Here is a 15,860-nt window from a genome sequence, read left to right as displayed (position 1 = left end):
GCACCGGGCACAAAAAAACCCCCCCCCCCGCCCCGGCGGGGGGGGGGGGCCCCCGGGGGGGGGGCCCCCCCCCGGGGGGGGGGCCCCCCGCACCGCCGCCCGTAAGCTGCCGACGGTCGTCACGTCGGCCGGACGGGCACCGGATTCCAAGGAGAGTACGACCGTGGCACGCCACATCTACGCCTGCCCCATGCGGTGGTCCGACATGGACGCCTTCGGACACGTGAACAACGTGGTCTTCCTGCGCTACCTGGAGGAGGCCCGGATCGACTTCATGTTCACCCAGGCCGCCGCCGCCGGCGCGGGCGAGTTCGCGGGCGGCTCGGTGGTGGCCCGTCACGAGATCGACTACAAGCGCCCGTTGGTGCACCGGCCCGAGCCGGTCACGGTGGAGACCTGGGTGACGAAGATCGGCGGCGCCTCGCTCACCGTCTCGTACGAGATCAAGGACACCGCCGAGGACGGCACCGAGACGGTCTACGTCCGGGCCTCCACCGTGGTGGTCCCCTATGACCTGGCCGCCGGGCGTCCGCGCCGGATCAGCCCGGTCGAGCGGGAGTTCCTCGGCCGCTTCACCGACGAGGCCGAGGTGCCCGCCGAGGTGCCCGCCGAGGTCGACGTGCCTGCTGCGGCCTGAGCCGTCGACACCCCTCCCACCCCGCCTCGCCCCGCCCCGTCGTACTGCCCGGGGCCGCCCCGCGTCGGCCCCGTTCCGTCCCGTGATGAGTGAGTTGATCCGTTGACCGCCCCCGCTCGCCTCTCGCTCGCCGACCGGGACGAGGCCGCCGGCCTGACCGCGTTCCTGGCCAGGCTGCTGCGCTACGACCGGGCCGCCGCCGTGCGGCTCCAGGCGGTGCGGGCCGGGCAGGGCGTGGTGCTGGCGGTGTTCGGGCGGCTGCCGCTGGGCGGTACGGGGGTGCTCGCGGTGCGCAGCCTCCGGCTCGGGGGCGAGGCCGCCGAGTTCGACCGCACCGTCTCCGCCGGGCAGTTGCTCGACGGGGTGGACGAGCAGAGCGGCAGCTTCGCGCTGCCCGCCGCCGTCACCGGCCCGGCCTGGGCCGGACTGCTGCCGCCGCGCACCGGCTGGCAGCGCATCACCGAGCCGGCCGCCGGCGAGGTGATGCCCGAACTGACCCGGGCGATCGGTGAGTTCAAGCAGCGCAGCGCCGAGGTCCCGGAGCACCACCGGACCCGCACGGTGCTCGACGGCCTCGCCGACGAGATCTGGTCCCGTCCGCTCACCGCCACCCCCGAGCTGCCGCTGCGGGCGGTACACGCCTCGTATGTGGTCGGCTTCCTCAGTCCCGGCGCCCCGCTCGCGGTCCACCGCTCCGGGAACTGGCTGCGGTTGAGCACCCCGGCCGGGTCCGTCGCGCTGCGCGCGGCGGCCGCCCCGGGGGCGGGCCTGGGCCTCAGCCCGCTCCGCTGACGCCCGGTGACCCACCCGCGCGCCGGGTCGCGGACCGGTCGCGGTCCGGCGGCCGTGCGGCGTTGGTCGGTCCCGGCTCAGCCCGGGGTGTTGACCATCGAGGCGGCGGCGTAGGTCAGGTAGTCCCAGAGCTGGCGCTCGGCGTCGGCCGGCAGCTCCAGCGAGTCCAGGGCGGTGCGCATGTGGCGCAGCCAGGCGTCGTGGGCGGCGCGGTCCACCTTGAACGGCGCGTGCCGCATCCGGAGCCGGGGGTGCCCGCGCTCCTCGCTGTAGGTGCGGGGGCCGCCCCAGTACTGCATCAGGAAGAGCGCGAACCGCTCCTCGGCCGGGCCGAGGTCCTCCTCCGGGTACATCGGGCGAAGCAACTCGTCCTCCGCGACGCCCTGGTAGAAGACGTGCACCAGACGTCGGAACGTCGGCTCGCCGCCGACCTGGTCGAAGAAGGTCACCTCGTCAGTCACGTGACCATGGTCGCAGACCGCCCCGGGGGCCGTACACCAGGTCCATCGGCCTAGGACCGTGGAGCGTCGGGTGTGCGGCCACCGGGGCGGCGGGTGCTGCGGGCTCCGGCGGACGAGCCGTCAGGAGCGGTGCGGTGCGGTCAGGAGCGGTGCAGGGTGATCGTGGTCCAGGCACCGATGTGGACGCGGTCCCCGTCGTTCAGCGGGATCGCGGTGTGCGGGGGCACCGGCTCGGCACCGTTGTTCACGGTGGTGCCGTTGGTGGAGTCCTGGTCCACCAACACCCAGCTGCCGTCGGCCTGTTCGGCCAGCATGGCGTGCTGGTGCGAGGCGCCCGGGTCCTCCGGCGGCACCGAGAGGTCGATCTCCGGGACGGTGCCCCGGTGTGCGCTGCGGCGCCCGATCCGCAGCTGCCCCCGGCCGGTGAGCGGTATCCGCCGCTCCGGGCAGTACGGCGGGAAGAACAGCCCCGCCGCCTCCGGGCCGCTGCGGGCCATCATGTCGGTGAAGTAGTCCCGGTCCGCGCTGACCACCGCGATCCAGGTGGACCGGACGGGCGCGGCCGGAGGCTGCTGCTGGGCCGGCGGCTGGAGGTGGAACGAGGTGCCGAACTCGTCACCGGGCGCGGTGCCCGGCCGGGCGTAGGTCGGGCCCGAGTCGAAGCTCTGCAGCCCCTCCGCGCCGCCCTGCTCGGGGTACGGGCCGGGCTTGCGGAACGGATCTCCCGCGCCGAACGGCGCCGGTGCGCCCGGCGCACCGGGCATGCCGGGGGCGGTCGGTGCGGCCGGGACGCCCTGGGCGCCGACCGGCGGGAAGGGCGAGGGCTCCGGGGCGGGGGCCGGCGGCGGCACCGGGGGCCGGTACGGGTCGGGTGTCGGCGCCGGGGCCGGCACGGGCGGCTGGTACGGCCCCGGGGCCGGCGGCGGGAAGCCCGGGTGGCGCCCCCCGGCGCCGGGGTGCTGGGCCTCGGGGTTGGAGAGCGCGTAGTCGAAGCCGCACTCCTCGCAGTACCGGCCGGTCTGCGGGGTCCGGCAGATCGGGCAGGTGGCCAGATCGGTGGTGAGCTCGCCGGCCTGCGGTGCGTGCGCGGCGTGGCCGGCCTGCTGGACCTGCCGGGCCTGCGGCGGCCCGGTGGGCGGGGCGAACTGCCCCGCCCCACCCGGGGGTTGCGCGTACGGGTCGGGCTGCTGCGACTGCTGGTGCGGCGGGTACGGCGCGCCGGACTGCGGCTGCTGCGTCTGGTGGTGCCCGGCGGCCTGGTGGTGCGACTGCTGCTGCACCTGCTGCTGGTAGTGGTGCTGGTGCGGCTGGCCCTGGGGCCCGGGCGGTTGGACGGGCTGCACCGGCTGGACCGGCCGGGCCGCGTACGGGTCCGGCTGCCCGGGCTGGGTGTGGTGCGGCCCGCCCGCTCCGTACGGGTCGTCCGGGTGCCCGAAGGGCGGCGGAGCGGTCGGCGGCACGCCCGCGCCCGGCGCGGGGGTGTGCCCGCTGCCGAACGGCGCGGCCGAGCCCGGTACGGCCAGCCCGGGCGGCGGCGTCATCGGGAAGCCGCAGAAGTCGCACCAGTCCTCGGCCTGCGACTCGTGGCCCCTAGGGCAGATCGGCATCAGGTCCCCCACATTCCAGCGACGTCACGTTCCAGCAGAGTCCAGTACGAGCGGCCCGGTCTCCCGAGCCGTCACTTCTTCACCCGGACGGTCTTGGTGGACCGGGTCTCCAACGTCATCGAGTCGGCCTCGCTCACGTTCTTACGGAACCGAACGGTACCTTCCTTCGGGTCCACCACGTCCACCACCTTCTGCAGCAGCTTGTAGGTGGAGTCGTTCCCGGTCCGGTGGGCGATCCGGACCGCCGCGCCCAGCTTGGCGGTGGCGCGGCTCAGGTCACCGGCCCGGTGGGCCTCCAGGCCCTCCTGGATGGAGGAGGCCAGTTCGGCCTGGCCGGTGTAGTGCGCGACCTGCGGGCTGATCCGGGTGGTGGAGGCCAGGTCGTCGGTCCAGACCGCGCGGACCAGGCCCTGGGAGAGCACCTCGGTGCTGCCGTCCGGCCGGGGCAGCACCAGGCTTATCCGGGCCGCCAGCATCTCGTTCCCCACCTCGGCCGAGGGCACCTCCACGCAGACGTGGTAGTCGCGGCTCTCGTCGCCCCAGGAGCCGGTCGGGTAGTCCCCGGCGCGCGGGCCGGCCTCCGTCCGGTGGTCCGTCAGGTCCTCCAGGGCGGGGGCGACCTGCTTGACGTAGCGCACCACGGCATTGGCCGGGGTCCAGACCCGGAGGGCGACGTCGGCGATCTGCTTGCCCATCGCCGTCTCCATCATCTGCCGGAAGTCCTCGGCCAGGCCGGAGGGTTCGGCGACGATGTCCACGGTGCCGAGCAGGGCGGAGGCGATCTTGCGCAGCTCGGCCACCTCCCAGTCGGTGCCGACACCCCGGCAGTCCACCGTGAAGTACCCGGCCGCCTCCTCCAGCGAACGCTCCAGGCCCCCCGGCTTCTCGTGCTCGTTCCGACCGTCGGTCAGCAGGATGCCGTGCCGGATGGTGGCCTCGGGGCGGGTGCGGAACAGCGCCTGGGCCTTCGTCAGCCAGGTGCCGATGGCGGTGCCGCCACCGGCCGCGAGCCGGCGCAGCGCGTCCTTGGCCTGGGCCCGGGTGGAGTCGTCGGCCACCGCGAGCCGGCCGCCGCCCGGGTAGACCTCGACCGCCTCGTGGGTGCCGGCCACCACGGCGAAGGCCACGCCGTCGCGGATGGTGTCCACCGCGACGGCCGTGGCGGCACGGGCGTTGCGCATCTTCTCGGCGGGGAAGTCCATCGAACCGGAGCAGTCCACCATGATCACCACGGCTGCCGGCGCCCCGGCGTCGGCACTCCCCGCCGCGTCGCGGGAGACCGGCCGGCCGCCGGTGGTACCGCCGCCGGTGGCGGTCACCGTGACGATTGCGTTCACCTCGCGGGCGCCCTCGGGGAGGTACTCGTTCTGGAAGACGTCGACGGTGAAACTCGGCTCGGACCGGGACAGAACGGCCATCGTTGCTCCTGTCGTGCGGATGGGGCGACCGGCGGGTCCTGGGACCGCCGGATCGCCGGGTCGGTGGTCGGGCACGGGCGCGGGGAGCGGGGCACCGGGGGGATCTCGGGGGCAGGGTCGGGGTCGGGGCCGGGGGAGCCGGCCGGGTGACGGGCGGTCAGGCCCCTTCGGCCGGGATCTGCAGCTGGAGGGTCGCTTCGGCCGACCGCTCCGGCAGCTCCGACCCGTCCGGCCGGAGGGCGGGCCCGGCGGGCCGGTGGAGTTGGAGGGTCGGGTCGGAGCGCAGCGGGGCGGCTCCGCCGGGGGTGACGGTGCTCGCCTGGAGCGGGACGGTCCGGAGCGAGGACTCCGGCGGCGGGCTGATCGGCAGCACGGCGACGGTGATGTTGTCGTGCCCGCCGGCGGCCACCGCGAACTCCACCAGCTGCCGGGCCGCCGCCAGAGGCTCGGTCCGGGCGTCCGGGCGGACCCGCTCCGCCAGCGCCTCGGCGGCCTCCGCGTAGTTCCACAGGCCGTCGGTGCAGACCAGCAGCACACCGGGCACGTGCGGGGTGAAGCTGACGGTGTGCGGCTCCAGGTCCTCGGCGTCGGCGCCGAGCCAGCCGGTGATGGCGTGGGCGCGGGGGTCGGCGTACGCCTCGGCCTCGCTCATCAGGCCGATCGCCACCACCCGGGCGGCCCAGGAGTCGTCCTCGGTCAGCCGGTACGGGACGGCCGCCTCGCGGTCGTCCGGGATCCAGTACGCCCGGGTGTCGCCGACCCAGCCGATGGTGACCAGCCCGGCCGCCGAGACGGCGCTCACGTAGGTGCAGGCCGGGGAGTTGAGGCTGCCGCCGGGGGTGCGGATGCCGTCCTTGGCCAGCTCGGTCACCGCCCGGGAGGCCTCGCCGATCGCGTCCCGCATCGCCTGGTCGGGCCGCTGCCCGCGCTCCAGCGCTCCGGTCAGGTAGGCCGCGGCGGCCCGGACGGCTGCCTCGGAGGCCTCGTCGGGCCGTGCCGAGGAGGACACCCCGTCGCAGACCACCGCGAGCACGGCGGGCTCGCCGCTGGGCAGCCGGGTGGTGGCCACGGTGAAGGCGTCCTCGTTGCGGTGGTGCCGCAGCCCCCGGTCGGTCACGCCGGCGACGCCCTCGACCGCCCGCTCCTGGTGGTCGCGTGGTCGGGGCTGTGCGTTGCCGCAGGACTCGCAGTAGCCCTCGACGGTCAGCTCGGCCGCCCCGCAGTGCACGCACCGCGCGGGGGCTGACGGGTCGTCGGAGGAGGCGGGGCCCTCGCCGGGAGCAGTGGCGCCCGGGGCAGTGGCCTCCGTCACGCCCACGCCGCAGGCTCCGCAGTAGTCGTCCTCGGGGTCCAGCGGTTCGGCACAGCTCGGGCACACGGTCTGCTGCGGCATCGGTTCACACCCACGTCCGGGGGCGGGCACGGTTGGCCCGCTCCACCATCTCGATCCTGATCTCGGCGCGGTCGGCCAACCGTGCCAGTACTCGGTAGGAGTGTTCCAGGGCGAAGCGCAGTTCCCGTTCAACGGCGGGTCGGCCGAGCAGGTCGAGCGTACTGGAGGAGCCCCTCTTCCCGGCGTCGGGACCGGCGCCGCCGGGGGAGCCGGCCAACACCCAGCCGAGGGCGGCCTCCAGGACCTCCACCGAGAGCTCCTCGGCGTGTCGGGCGTCCAGCGGAAGTGCCGTCAGCTGCTCGGAGCAGCGCGCCAGTTCCGGGCCGATCGGTTCGGTGACGGCCCGGCCGCGCAGTCGGGCCCGCAGGGTGGCGACCCGGGCGGCGGTCCAGTGCGCGGAGGACTCGGGCACGTTCTCCAGCGCCCGCACCGCGCCCTCCCGGTCGCCGGCCGCGAGCAGCACCCGGGCCAGGCCGAAGGCGGCGCTGACGTAGGCGCGGTCGGTGGTGCCGACCAGCCGGTAGAACTCGGCGGCGTCCTCGCTGTTGCCGAGCAGTTCGGCGCAGACCGCCAGGGCCAGCTTGGGCGCGGGCTCGCCGGGGAAGGCGTCGTAGATCGCGTCGAAGGACTCGGCGGCGGTGGCGGCCCGGCCGGCCACCAGCTCCAGCAGCCCCCGGTGCCAGACCACCCGCCAGTCGCCGCCGTGGTCCTGCTCCAGCGCGAGCAGCGCGGTCTCGGCGTCGACCAGTGCGCCGGCCTCCTCCTCGTCCGCTTCCGCCGCCGGCCCGGCTGCACCGGGCACCGCCACGGCCGCACCCGGTCCGGCCTTCGCCACCGCAGTCCCCGCCGACGGCGCGTCAGGCGTGCGGGTGGGCAGCGCGGCACCGGGCGTGGTGGCAGTGGCGGCGGTGGCCTCGGTGGCGGCCAGTTCGAGGTGGGCCCGCAGGGCGCTCAGCCGGAGCTCCACCGACGGGTCCGGTGCGGTGGCCAGGGCGGCGAGCGCCTCGGCCGGGCCACCCGCGCTGAGGGTGGCGAGCAGACCGGCGTGCGGGTCGGTCGGGTCGACCAGCGGCACCGGCAGCGCGAGCGCGGCGGCTGCGGGAGCGGGCGGACCGGGCGTCAGCTCGCGGTCCACCACCCGCAGTTCCGGCCCGAAGAGGGTGGAGAGCGCGGGGCGCGGGCGGCCGTCCTGGAGGCTGAGCAGCTCGCGCAGCACGCCGGTCAGCTGCCCGGCCATCTCCTCGGCGGAGCCGAAGCGGCGGGCCGGATCCGGGTCGGTGGCGCGGACCAGCAGCCGGTAGTAGGACTCGTAGCGGGCGAACAGCTCCACCTCCTCCGGGCCGGGCAGCTCGTACCGGAAGCGGGTGTTGTAGCCCTGGAAGTCGAAGGTCAGCACGGCCAGCGTGCGGGCCACGGTGTACAGGTCCGAGGCGACCGAGGGGCCGTCGGTGGCGATCTCCGGGGCCTGGTAGCCGAGCGTGCCGTAGACCGGGCCGTCCTCACCGACCCGGCAGACCGCACCGAGGTCGATGATCTTGAGCGAGTCCTCGCTCTGGATCACGTTGTCGATCTTGAAGTCGCAGTACACCAGCCCGCGTGCGTGCAGGTACCCCAGGGCGGGCAGCGCCTCCAGCGCGAACGCGATCGCCTGCTCGACCGGGAGCGGGTCGCGCCGGCCCTCCGGCGTGAGGCGGCCGTTGGCGATGTCCTTGAGCGACAGGCCGCCGACGTACTCCATCACGATGTAGCCGTCGGTCGAGCCGGTGCGCAGGTCGGGGTGCTCGGCGAAGTTGATGATGCGCACGATGCTCGGGTGGTCCACCTCGGACAGGAAGCGGCGCTCGGCGATGGCCACCGCCAGCGCGTCCTGGTCCCCGGTGTCGAGCAGCCCCTTGAGCACCACCCAGCGGTCGTTCACCCGGCGGTCGATCGCCAGGTAGATCCACCCCAGGCCGCCGTGCGCGAGGCAGCCCACCACCTCGTACTGACCGCCCACCAGATCGCCCCGGTGGAGCTTGGGCGTGAAGGAGTACGGCGTGCCGCACTTGGTGCAGAAGCCGTCGGCCCGGCCCGGCCGGCCGTTCTTCTCCCGGCCCACCTCGGCCTCGCAACTGCTGCAGAAGCGCTTGCGCTCGGGCACCTGGGGGTCGGTCAGCACGGCCGCCACCGGATTGGTGGCGGGCACCACGGGGACGCTCACCAGACCGGCGCCCAGGTTGCCGCGCCGCGCCGTGCTCCGGGAGCCGCTGCCGGCGCTGCGCACGGAGACCGAACGCCCGCTGCCGGTCCGGGTGGAGCGGTGCGAGCGGGACCGCCCTGACATGGTCCGGGAGGAGCGGGAGGAGCGGGACGAGGAGGTGCCGGTGTACGGCTCCGTCCGGGCCGAGGGCACGGCGGCCACCCGGCCGGTCTCGGCGGCCAAGCCGCACTCGTCGCAGTAGCCGTCCCCGTCGATGGTGCCGCCGCAGTCCCGGGTGCAGGCCCCGCCGCCCACCGGCAGGCCGGTCACCCGGACGGCGGCCGAGGAGCGCGCGGAGGAGCCGGTCGATCCGGCCGAGGAACTGGTCGAGGAGCCGGTCGAGGCGCCCGCCGAGGCGGCCGTGGTGGTCGAACCGAGCGGCGCCAGGCCGCAGTTGTCGCAGTACCCGTCCTGGTCGATCGTGCCGCCGGAGCAGTCCGGTCGGACGCAGTTCTCACCCATCGACGCCATCCCCCTGTCCGTGCGGTATCCGGTCCTGCGGTTGTCCTGCGGCGGGCGGAGCCGCCGGTGCGGGTGCCGCCACGGGCGCGGTCGGACGGAGCGCCTGCTGGAAGCGGACCACCGCCTCGGCCGCCGCGCGCAGGTCGCAGGGCGCGCTCCACAGCAGCCAGCGCGCCTTCTCGAAACGCTCCAGCACCAGCGGGTCCTCGGCCAGCCCGAGCCGGGCCGCCATCGCCTTGTACGCCTCCAGCCGGCCGCGCAACTCGGCCCGGACGGCGAGCGGTTGGGCCACCTCGGTGAGCGACTGCCGGGCCCTCGCCAGCTCCTTGACCGCCACGTCCTCCAAGGCGTCCAGCAGCGGCGCCAGCCGGTGCCACTGCCCGTTCTGCTGCAACTCGACCGCCAGCGTGATCCGTTCGCGCAGTGCCGAGGCCGGCCCGGGCACCTGCGGCACCTCGGTGGCGGCGATCTTCGCCAGCACCTCGCCCCGGGCCCGGCGGGCCTCGGCCAGCGTGGCGTCGGCCCGCCGCAGCAGGTCGCCGACCTGCTGGAGACGGTCCTGGGCCTCGTCGCGCAGCCGCAGCAGCCCGTCCAGCTCCATCCGCAGGCCGTCCAGTGCCCGGCCGGCCCGGTCGAACCGCTCGGTGTCCACCGCGCCGCTCAGCACCCCGGCCATGGTGGCCCCGGGCGAGACCGGCGCCGAGCGCTGCGCGGGCACCCGCCCGGGCCGCCAGAGTGCCAGCGGGTCGGTCCGGACCTCGGCCCGAAGCTCCGTCAACTCCCGTTCCAGACCGTCCAGCTCGTCGGCCAGCGGGTGGGCCCCGCTGCGCACCCCGACCGAGCCGGACAGCATCCGCACCCGGCCCAGCTCGGCCAGCAGCAGGTCGATCCGGGCCGGCAGCGCCGTCCAGACCGCGTCGGCGGCGGCCACCACCTCGTAGACGGCGGCGTACCAGGCGTTCATCCGCTCCAGCAGCTCGGCCAGGCTGATCCGCTCCACCAGCCGGACCGGCACCGCCACCGGCCCCGCAACGTCCGGCAGCTGACCGCCGGAGACCGTCACCGCGGGGCCGCTCAGCAGCTCGGTGAGCTCGGCCAGCTCCGCCCCCCCGGGGCGGCTGCGCCGGGCCCGGACCGCCCGGGCCGAGGCCAGCGCCTCGGAGTAGCGGTCGAACAGCGCCCAGATCAGCGCGAGTCCGGGCTCCGCCACCGCCCAGCGCTCCTGGGTCCGTCCGCTCAGGACCGCGCCGTCCAGCAGCCGACGGCCCTGGTGCTCCTGGAGGGCGAGCAGCGCGGCTTCGACCGCGTCGCGCTCGGCGTCCAGCCGGCCCAGCTCGCGGTCCACCTCCTCCCGGCTCATCGCCGGCCCGGCAGCTCCTGCCAACGCCACGTCATCCCTCTCTCGACCGCGGACCGGATCTCGATCCCGAGCCCAACACCGGAAACACCCACCTCACCACCGTGCCACCTCACCACCGTGCCACCACGCCCCCGGCCCGGACCCACCGGCCCGGACCCCACCGGCCCGCCGCTAGGGCAGGTAGGGCGCGGAGGAGGCCCCCATGCTCTTCGCCAGCCAGCGGTCGTAGGAAGCCTGCCACTCGCCGCTCGCCCGGTAGTCCTGCAGCACCTGGTTGACGACCGCCTGCAGGTCGGTGTCCTCGTGCTTCATGCCGATGCCCATCCTGGTCGAGCCGAGGTTCTCGTCGACCATCCGGGCGGTCGGGTCCTGGGCCACCTGCGCGGCGGCCAGCGAACCGTCCGTCAGCGCCGAGTCGACCTTGCCGAGCTGCATCAGCACCAGGCAGTCCAGCTGGTTCTCGACCAGGGTGACCGAGGAGGTGCCGTACTCGGGCTTCTTCAACTCGGTGTCGGAGGAGGACGCCTGAGCCGCGCAGGCCCGCTTGCCCCTGAGCGCCTCGGCCACCGTCCTGGACTGGTCCGACCTCGGGACCACCAGCCGCTGGCCGTTGACGAAGTAGGGCGCGGAGAAGGAGATGTCGTTCCACCGCTCGCAGTTGATGGTCATGGTGCGGACGATCAGGTCGACCTGGCCGGTGCGGATCGCCTCGATCCGCTTGGGGGTGGTCACCGTCCGGTAGGTGATGCTGTCCGGATTGCCCAGCACCGCCTTGGCCACGGCCCTGGCGAGGTCGATGTCGAAGCCCTCGATCTTGCCGGTCTGCGGGTTGCGGTAGCCCCAGTTGAAGCTGTTCTGGTCCACCCCGACCACCAGCGTGCCCCGGGCCTTGATGTCCTGGACCTTACGGCCCGTCAGGGCGGAGCTCGGCGCCACCGTCCGCTCCGCGCAGTCCCCGGTGACCGGGGCGGCGGGCGCGGCCAGTGCCACGGCGGCGGCCGGTTCGGCGGCCGTGGCCACCGGCTCCGCCGGGCCGGGCCGCAGACCGACCGTCAGGCCGGCCACCAGCCCGGCGGCGGCCAGCGCCGCCGTGACGCCGCCGACCACGGCCGTCCGCGCCGTCCGCATGCTCCGCGCGGTCCGCCCCGACTGCGCGCTCCGCGCCGTCCGCTCGCTCCGTGCCGTCCGTGCAGTTCGTCCCGTACGCACCGTCAACTCCCCCTACCGGTACTCCGCCAGGCGGCGGCCCAAGCCCGCCGCGACCCCCGCCGCCGCCAGCAGCGTCAGCACACCGACGCCCCAGGCCAGTGCGGCCAGCCCGCCGTCCACCCCGCGCGCCTTCTCGTCGAACGCCCGCTGCTCGTCGACGGCGGCCAGCCCCAACTGCTGGTCCAGCTGGGCGAAGGCGGCGGCCGAGCTGTCGGCGCCGCTGCTGCTGCCGATCACGATCCGCAGCGATGCGGTGTAGTCGTCACCGTTCTCGGACTTCTGGTGCAGGGCGTCCCAGAGTCCGAACTGGTGCGCGGCCTCGGTGATCCCGGCCGCCGCCGCGCGCGGGGCGCCCTGGAGGGCGCGGGCCAGCGTGCCCGTCCCGGTCGTCCGCTGCAGCTTGCCGTCCGGGACCGGTCCGGCCAGCGCGGCGGTGTAGCGGGTCCAGTTCTTGTCGTAGCTGTCCGAGCCGCCCCGGGACACCAGGTCGAGGTTCTCCGCCGCGCGGGCCTGGAGCGCCTCGATCCGGGCCTGGTTGAGCACGCGCAGCGGCGCGGCGCCGTAGGTCCGGCTGTCGCCGAGGTCGGACCGGGCCGAGACGGTGCCGACGGCGAGCCAGGCCAACCCGGCCAGCACGGCCGCCGTGGCGGCCAGCATCCCGGGATTGAAGACCCGGTTGGTCCGGCGGAGCAGCAGCACCTGGCACCAGGCCAGCGCGGCCAGCACCAGCAGGCCCAGCACCACCGCGGCCCACGGAACGGCGCGGGCGTCGTCGTAGCCCGCGTCCAGCGCCTGGTTCTCCGCCTCCACCAGCTTCTGCGCGACCGGCAGCATCTCGGTCTGCATCTGCTTGGAGGCGTACCGCAGATAGGCCCCGCCGAGCGGCAGGCCCTGCCGGTCGTTGGCCCGGGCGGTCTCCACCAGGCCCGCGTACACCGGGAGTTGCCGGTTGAGCTCGGCCACCCACTGCTGGGTCCGGGCTCCGTCGGCACCGACGCCGGTCCGGGCGGCGGCTCGGGCGAGCCGTTCGGCGGCGGTGGCCAGGTCGGTCTCGTACCGGGCGCGGAGCTCCGGCGGGGCCTCGGAGGCGAGCAGGAAGACGGCGGCGGCCGTGGTGTCGGCGTCGGCCAGCGAGCGGTACACCTCGGCGGCGTCCTGGCTCAGCGGCTGACCGTGCGTCACCACCTGTCCGGCCGCCCGGGCCCGGGTGCTCACCTGCCACGCCGTCAGGGCGCCGAAGGCCAGGACCAGGACGGTCAGCACCGTGATGGCGGCCCGCAGCCGGGCCGGCGCGGTGCCGGTCAGCCGTCTCAGCCGGTCCGGGGACAGCAGCCGGCCCAACGGGCCGACGGGTGCGCCGCCTGCGGCCCTGCCCGTGGCACCGCCCCTTTCGTGCCCGGCCACGCTGCTGCCGGGTGATCTCGGTATCGGCGGTCGCCCGCCGTGCACCACCGGTGTCGCCACCTGACCCATCCTCCCCCCAGGACCGCCCCGGTTCCGGGACCGTCCGTCGCGAGCAGTATGGCCGCCGGACCCGGCCGCCACACGCGAGTTGCGTCGCTCTTGAGCTTTCGCGGCCCCTGGACGGGGCCGGCGAGTGCTCCGACACGGGCGACGCCGGACGCACCCTATGCGGTTCCTGACGATCAAGGCCATGGGGGAGCGGGCTTCCGGGGAGGGGAGGGGGCTCGTCCTACCATGGGCGCCATGCATCTGATCGGAACCATCACCCCCGACCGCCCGCTGCTCGTGATCGCGGTCGAGGAGGAGGCGGCCCACCTCGGGGACGGGCTCCCCGTGCTGCTCACCGGGATCGGCAAGGTCAACGCCTCGGTGGCGCTGGCCACCGTGCTGGCGCGGGGCGAGCGGCCCGCCGAGATCGTCAACCTCGGCACCGCGGGCGCGCTGCGCCCCGGCCTGGCCGGCACCCACCTGATCTCCCGGGTGGTCCAGCACGATCTGGACACCCCGGTCCTGCACGACCTCACCGGCCGCACCTACGGTGCCGATCTCACCCTGGACGGCCCGCCGGACGGCCTGGTGCTGGCCACCGGCGACCTCTTCGTCTCCGACGAGCAGGCCCGCGAGCGGCTGGCCGCCCGGGCCGACCTGGTGGACATGGAGGGCTACGCGGTGGCCACCGTCGCCGAGCGGGCCGGGGTGCCGGTGCGGCTGGTGAAGCAGGTCAGCGACGAGGCGGGCGAGGGGGCCAGCCGCAGTTGGCGGGAGTCGGTGGACGGCTGCGCCAAGCTGCTGGCCGACTGGGTCCGGGTCCACCTCGGCTGACCCGCCCGCCCTTCGGCCCGCCGGCCGGGGCCGAGTCCGGGTCAGGCGGCGTCCAGCACCTCCTCGGTGCGCACCACCTTGGCGAACCGCATGGCGTGCAGCACCGCCGCCGTGCTCCGGGCCAGCTCCTCGGCGGGGATGCTCCCGCCGTCCGGGCCGACCATCGCGAAGGTGTGCATGGCGTCGGTCGGGAAGACCACGTCGTAGCCGAGGTTGCCGCCCATCCGGGCGGTGGTCTCGTTGCACACGTTGGTCATGATGCCGACCACCACCAGCTGGGTCGCACCGCGCCGTTGCAGCCACTCGTGCAGGTCGGGGGTGCCGTAGAAGGCGCTGTTCACGGTCTTGGTGACGTGCAGCTCGGGCGTCGCGGCGGCCACGAAGGGCTTGAGGGCGTGGCCGGGGGAGCCGACGGCCAACGGGCCGGCCGCCGCCCCGTGCTGGACCGTCACCACCGGCCGGCCGGTGCGCTGCCAGGCCGTCAGCAGCTCGGCGATCCGCTGCTCGGCCTCCGGGTTGTCCCGGGGGCCCCAGAACTGCTCGTCCTCGAAGCCCTGTTGGACGTCGATCACGACCAGGACGGCGTCGGGGGCGAGGGTGAGCGGGGCGTCGAAGGCGCTGGTGTTCGTCATGGCTCCATGCTCCGGCGGCGGCTGCACCGGGGGTGAGGGGGGCGAGCGCCGGTGATCGATAGATTCCTGCCATGCGAACTGTTGGCTGCCTGCTCCTGGACGGTGTCCGGGCCTTCGACTACGCGGTGATCGCCGAGGTCTGGTCGATGCCCCGGGGCAGCCGCCCGGGGCTTCCCGGTTTCGAGCTACGGGTCTGCGGGCCGGGCGGTGGCGCGGAGCGTCAACCCGGCGGCGCCCCGGTCCGGTTGGGCGGCGGACTGGAACGGTGGCCGGACTTCGAACCGGCCGCGCTGGCCGACTGCGACCTGGTGGTGGTCCCCGGCGTCGAGGACCCGTACGCCCCCACCCCGCCGCCGGTGCTGGACGCGCTGCGCGCCGCCCACCGGGCCGGTGTGCCGATCGCCTCGCTCTGCGCCGGGGCCTTCCTGCTCGCCGAGGCGGGCCTGCTGGACGGGCGGCGGGCCACCACCCACTGGCACCTGGCGCCCGAACTGGCCCGCCGCTACCCGGCGGTGACGGTCGATCCGGAGGTGCTGTTCACCGGGGACGGTCTGATCTGGACCTCGGCGGGAGTGGCGGCGGGGATCGACCTCTGTCTGCACCTGGTCCGGGACGCACACGGCCAGGGGGTGGCGGCGGCGATCGCCCGGGGGATGGTGACGGCACCGTTCCGGGCGGGCGGGCAGGCGCAGTTCATCCCGACGCCGGTGCCGGTGGTCGGGGACGATCCGTTGGCCGGGGTGCGGGCCGCGGTGCTCGCGGAGCTGGAACGGCCCTGGACGGTGGCGGAGTTGGCACGGATCGCGGTCATGTCGGAGCGGTCGTTCGCCCGGCGGTTCGGCGAGGCGGTGGGGGTACCGCCGCTGCGGTGGCTGTCGGAGCAGCGGGTCCTGGCGGCCCAGCGGCTGCTGGAGGAGACCGATCTGACGGTCGAGCAGATCGCGGTCCGCTGCGGTTTCGGCTCCGCGGTCTCGCTCCGTCCGGCCTTCACCCGCCGCGTCGGGGTGGCCCCGCGCGACTACCGCCGCGCCTTCGGCCGGGCACGGGCCTGACGGGGCTTCGGCGGTGCGGCAGGCGTACGCGGCCTCGGTGGTGCGGCAGGAACGGGTCAGGGGCACGGGGCCTTGGTGGTGCGGCAGGAACGGGTCAGGGGCACGGGGCCTTGGTGGTGCGGCAGGAGCGAGGTCAGGGGCGCGAGGAACTGCGCGCTGCGGAAGGCGCGGACCCGTGTGCCGGGTACGGAGTGCCACTTGCAAGTGGGTGTCCGTACCCGGCACACGGGTTGTTTTCTTCCGCCACGCGCAGTTCCCCGCGCCCCTGACCGCCTTCGGCGGGAAGGTGCGGAGGCGTGTGCCGGGTGCGGT

Annotated in this window: 13 protein-coding genes; 4 read left to right on the top strand and 9 right to left on the bottom strand. The window is 75.1% G+C overall.

Features of this window, described 5'->3' with window-relative positions; all coding sequences use genetic code 11:
- Positions 1 to 163 precede the first annotated feature (163 nt).
- Both ACIRBX_RS37910 and ACIRBX_RS37905 read left to right on the top strand, forming a co-directional pair.
- A complete protein-coding gene (locus ACIRBX_RS37910) occupies positions 164 to 637 on the top strand; it encodes an acyl-CoA thioesterase (RefSeq protein WP_402304935.1) in 474 nt (157 codons plus the stop codon).
- A gap of 102 nt (positions 638 to 739) precedes the next feature.
- Entirely contained in the window at positions 740 to 1,429 is a 690-nt protein-coding gene (locus ACIRBX_RS37905) for a hypothetical protein (RefSeq protein ID WP_402304933.1), read from the top strand.
- 77 nt (positions 1,430 to 1,506) lie between these two features.
- On the opposite strand, the gene ACIRBX_RS37900 is transcribed toward ACIRBX_RS37905, so the two are convergent.
- From ACIRBX_RS37900 to ACIRBX_RS37865, 8 genes are all read right to left on the bottom strand, one after another.
- Positions 1,507 to 1,890 (bottom strand): globin, encoded by a 384-nt coding sequence (locus ACIRBX_RS37900; RefSeq protein ID WP_402304931.1) that lies wholly within the window; start codon positions 1,888 to 1,890, stop codon positions 1,507 to 1,509.
- A gap of 140 nt (positions 1,891 to 2,030) precedes the next feature.
- The gene (locus ACIRBX_RS37895; RefSeq protein WP_402304929.1) at positions 2,031 to 3,497 is read right to left on the bottom strand and encodes an FHA domain-containing protein; all 1,467 of its coding nucleotides are present in this window, start codon (positions 3,495 to 3,497) and stop codon (positions 2,031 to 2,033) included.
- 71 nt (positions 3,498 to 3,568) lie between these two features.
- The gene (locus ACIRBX_RS37890; RefSeq protein ID WP_402304926.1) at positions 3,569 to 4,915 is read right to left on the bottom strand and encodes a VWA domain-containing protein; all 1,347 of its coding nucleotides are present in this window, start codon (positions 4,913 to 4,915) and stop codon (positions 3,569 to 3,571) included.
- Positions 4,916 to 5,072: 157 nt separating this feature from the next.
- Positions 5,073 to 6,308, bottom strand: a complete 1,236-nt coding sequence (locus ACIRBX_RS37885) for a PP2C family protein-serine/threonine phosphatase (RefSeq protein ID WP_402304924.1) — start codon at positions 6,306 to 6,308, stop codon at positions 5,073 to 5,075.
- Between the two features lie 4 nt (positions 6,309 to 6,312).
- Positions 6,313 to 9,009 carry a tetratricopeptide repeat protein gene (locus ACIRBX_RS37880; protein WP_402304921.1) on the bottom strand — a complete coding sequence of 899 codons (2,697 nt, stop codon included), beginning with the start codon at positions 9,007 to 9,009 and terminating at the stop codon, positions 6,313 to 6,315.
- Positions 9,002 to 10,369, bottom strand: coding sequence for a hypothetical protein (locus ACIRBX_RS37875; RefSeq protein WP_402304918.1), 1,368 nt, complete (start codon positions 10,367 to 10,369; stop codon positions 9,002 to 9,004). The genes ACIRBX_RS37880 and ACIRBX_RS37875 overlap by 8 nt, the downstream gene beginning before the upstream one ends.
- A 171-nt stretch (positions 10,370 to 10,540) precedes the next feature.
- A complete protein-coding gene (locus ACIRBX_RS37870; protein WP_402304916.1) occupies positions 10,541 to 11,497 on the bottom strand; it encodes a glutamate ABC transporter substrate-binding protein in 957 nt (318 codons plus the stop codon).
- Between the two features lie 93 nt (positions 11,498 to 11,590).
- Positions 11,591 to 12,919 carry a hypothetical protein gene (locus ACIRBX_RS37865; protein ID WP_402304914.1) on the bottom strand — a complete coding sequence of 443 codons (1,329 nt, stop codon included), beginning with the start codon at positions 12,917 to 12,919 and terminating at the stop codon, positions 11,591 to 11,593.
- Positions 12,920 to 13,285: 366 nt separating this feature from the next.
- Between ACIRBX_RS37865 and ACIRBX_RS37860 the strand changes: the two genes are divergently transcribed.
- Positions 13,286 to 13,864 (top strand): nucleosidase, encoded by a 579-nt coding sequence (locus ACIRBX_RS37860; RefSeq protein ID WP_402304912.1) that lies wholly within the window; start codon positions 13,286 to 13,288, stop codon positions 13,862 to 13,864.
- Between the two features lie 41 nt (positions 13,865 to 13,905).
- Here the strand turns inward: ACIRBX_RS37860 and ACIRBX_RS37855 are convergent, their stop codons facing one another.
- Positions 13,906 to 14,496 (bottom strand): cysteine hydrolase family protein, encoded by a 591-nt coding sequence (locus ACIRBX_RS37855; protein ID WP_402304911.1) that lies wholly within the window; start codon positions 14,494 to 14,496, stop codon positions 13,906 to 13,908.
- 71 nt (positions 14,497 to 14,567) lie between these two features.
- Here ACIRBX_RS37855 and ACIRBX_RS37850 point away from each other — a divergent pair, with 71 nt between their 5' ends.
- On the top strand, positions 14,568 to 15,548 hold the full coding sequence (locus tag ACIRBX_RS37850; RefSeq protein ID WP_402304909.1) for a GlxA family transcriptional regulator: 981 nt from the start codon (positions 14,568 to 14,570) through the stop codon (positions 15,546 to 15,548).
- The last annotated feature ends 312 nt before the right edge of the window (positions 15,549 to 15,860 follow it).

Source organism: Kitasatospora sp. NPDC096147, assembly GCF_044763225.1.
Lineage (GTDB): Bacteria > Actinomycetota > Actinomycetes > Streptomycetales > Streptomycetaceae > Kitasatospora.
Note: the sequence above shows the minus strand (reverse complement) of the source record. Positions and strands in the feature narration are given on the sequence as shown.

Excerpts from the sequence above, each read along its gene's own strand:
- ACIRBX_RS37895 (WP_402304929.1), bottom strand. The coding sequence starts at position 3,497 with ATGCCGATCTGCCCTAGGGGCCACGAGTCGCAGGCCGAGGACTGGTGC.
- ACIRBX_RS37890 (WP_402304926.1), bottom strand. The coding sequence starts at position 4,915 with ATGGCCGTTCTGTCCCGGTCCGAGCCGAGTTTCACCGTCGACGTCTTC.
- ACIRBX_RS37885 (WP_402304924.1), bottom strand. The coding sequence starts at position 6,308 with ATGCCGCAGCAGACCGTGTGCCCGAGCTGTGCCGAACCGCTGGACCCC.
- ACIRBX_RS37880 (WP_402304921.1), bottom strand. The coding sequence starts at position 9,009 with ATGGGTGAGAACTGCGTCCGACCGGACTGCTCCGGCGGCACGATCGAC.
- ACIRBX_RS37875 (WP_402304918.1), bottom strand. The coding sequence starts at position 10,369 with ATGAGCCGGGAGGAGGTGGACCGCGAGCTGGGCCGGCTGGACGCCGAG.
- ACIRBX_RS37870 (WP_402304916.1), bottom strand. The coding sequence starts at position 11,497 with ATGCGGACGGCGCGGACGGCCGTGGTCGGCGGCGTCACGGCGGCGCTG.
- ACIRBX_RS37860 (WP_402304912.1), top strand. The coding sequence starts at position 13,286 with ATGCATCTGATCGGAACCATCACCCCCGACCGCCCGCTGCTCGTGATC.
- ACIRBX_RS37855 (WP_402304911.1), bottom strand. The coding sequence starts at position 14,496 with ATGACGAACACCAGCGCCTTCGACGCCCCGCTCACCCTCGCCCCCGAC.
- ACIRBX_RS37850 (WP_402304909.1), top strand. The coding sequence starts at position 14,568 with ATGCGAACTGTTGGCTGCCTGCTCCTGGACGGTGTCCGGGCCTTCGAC.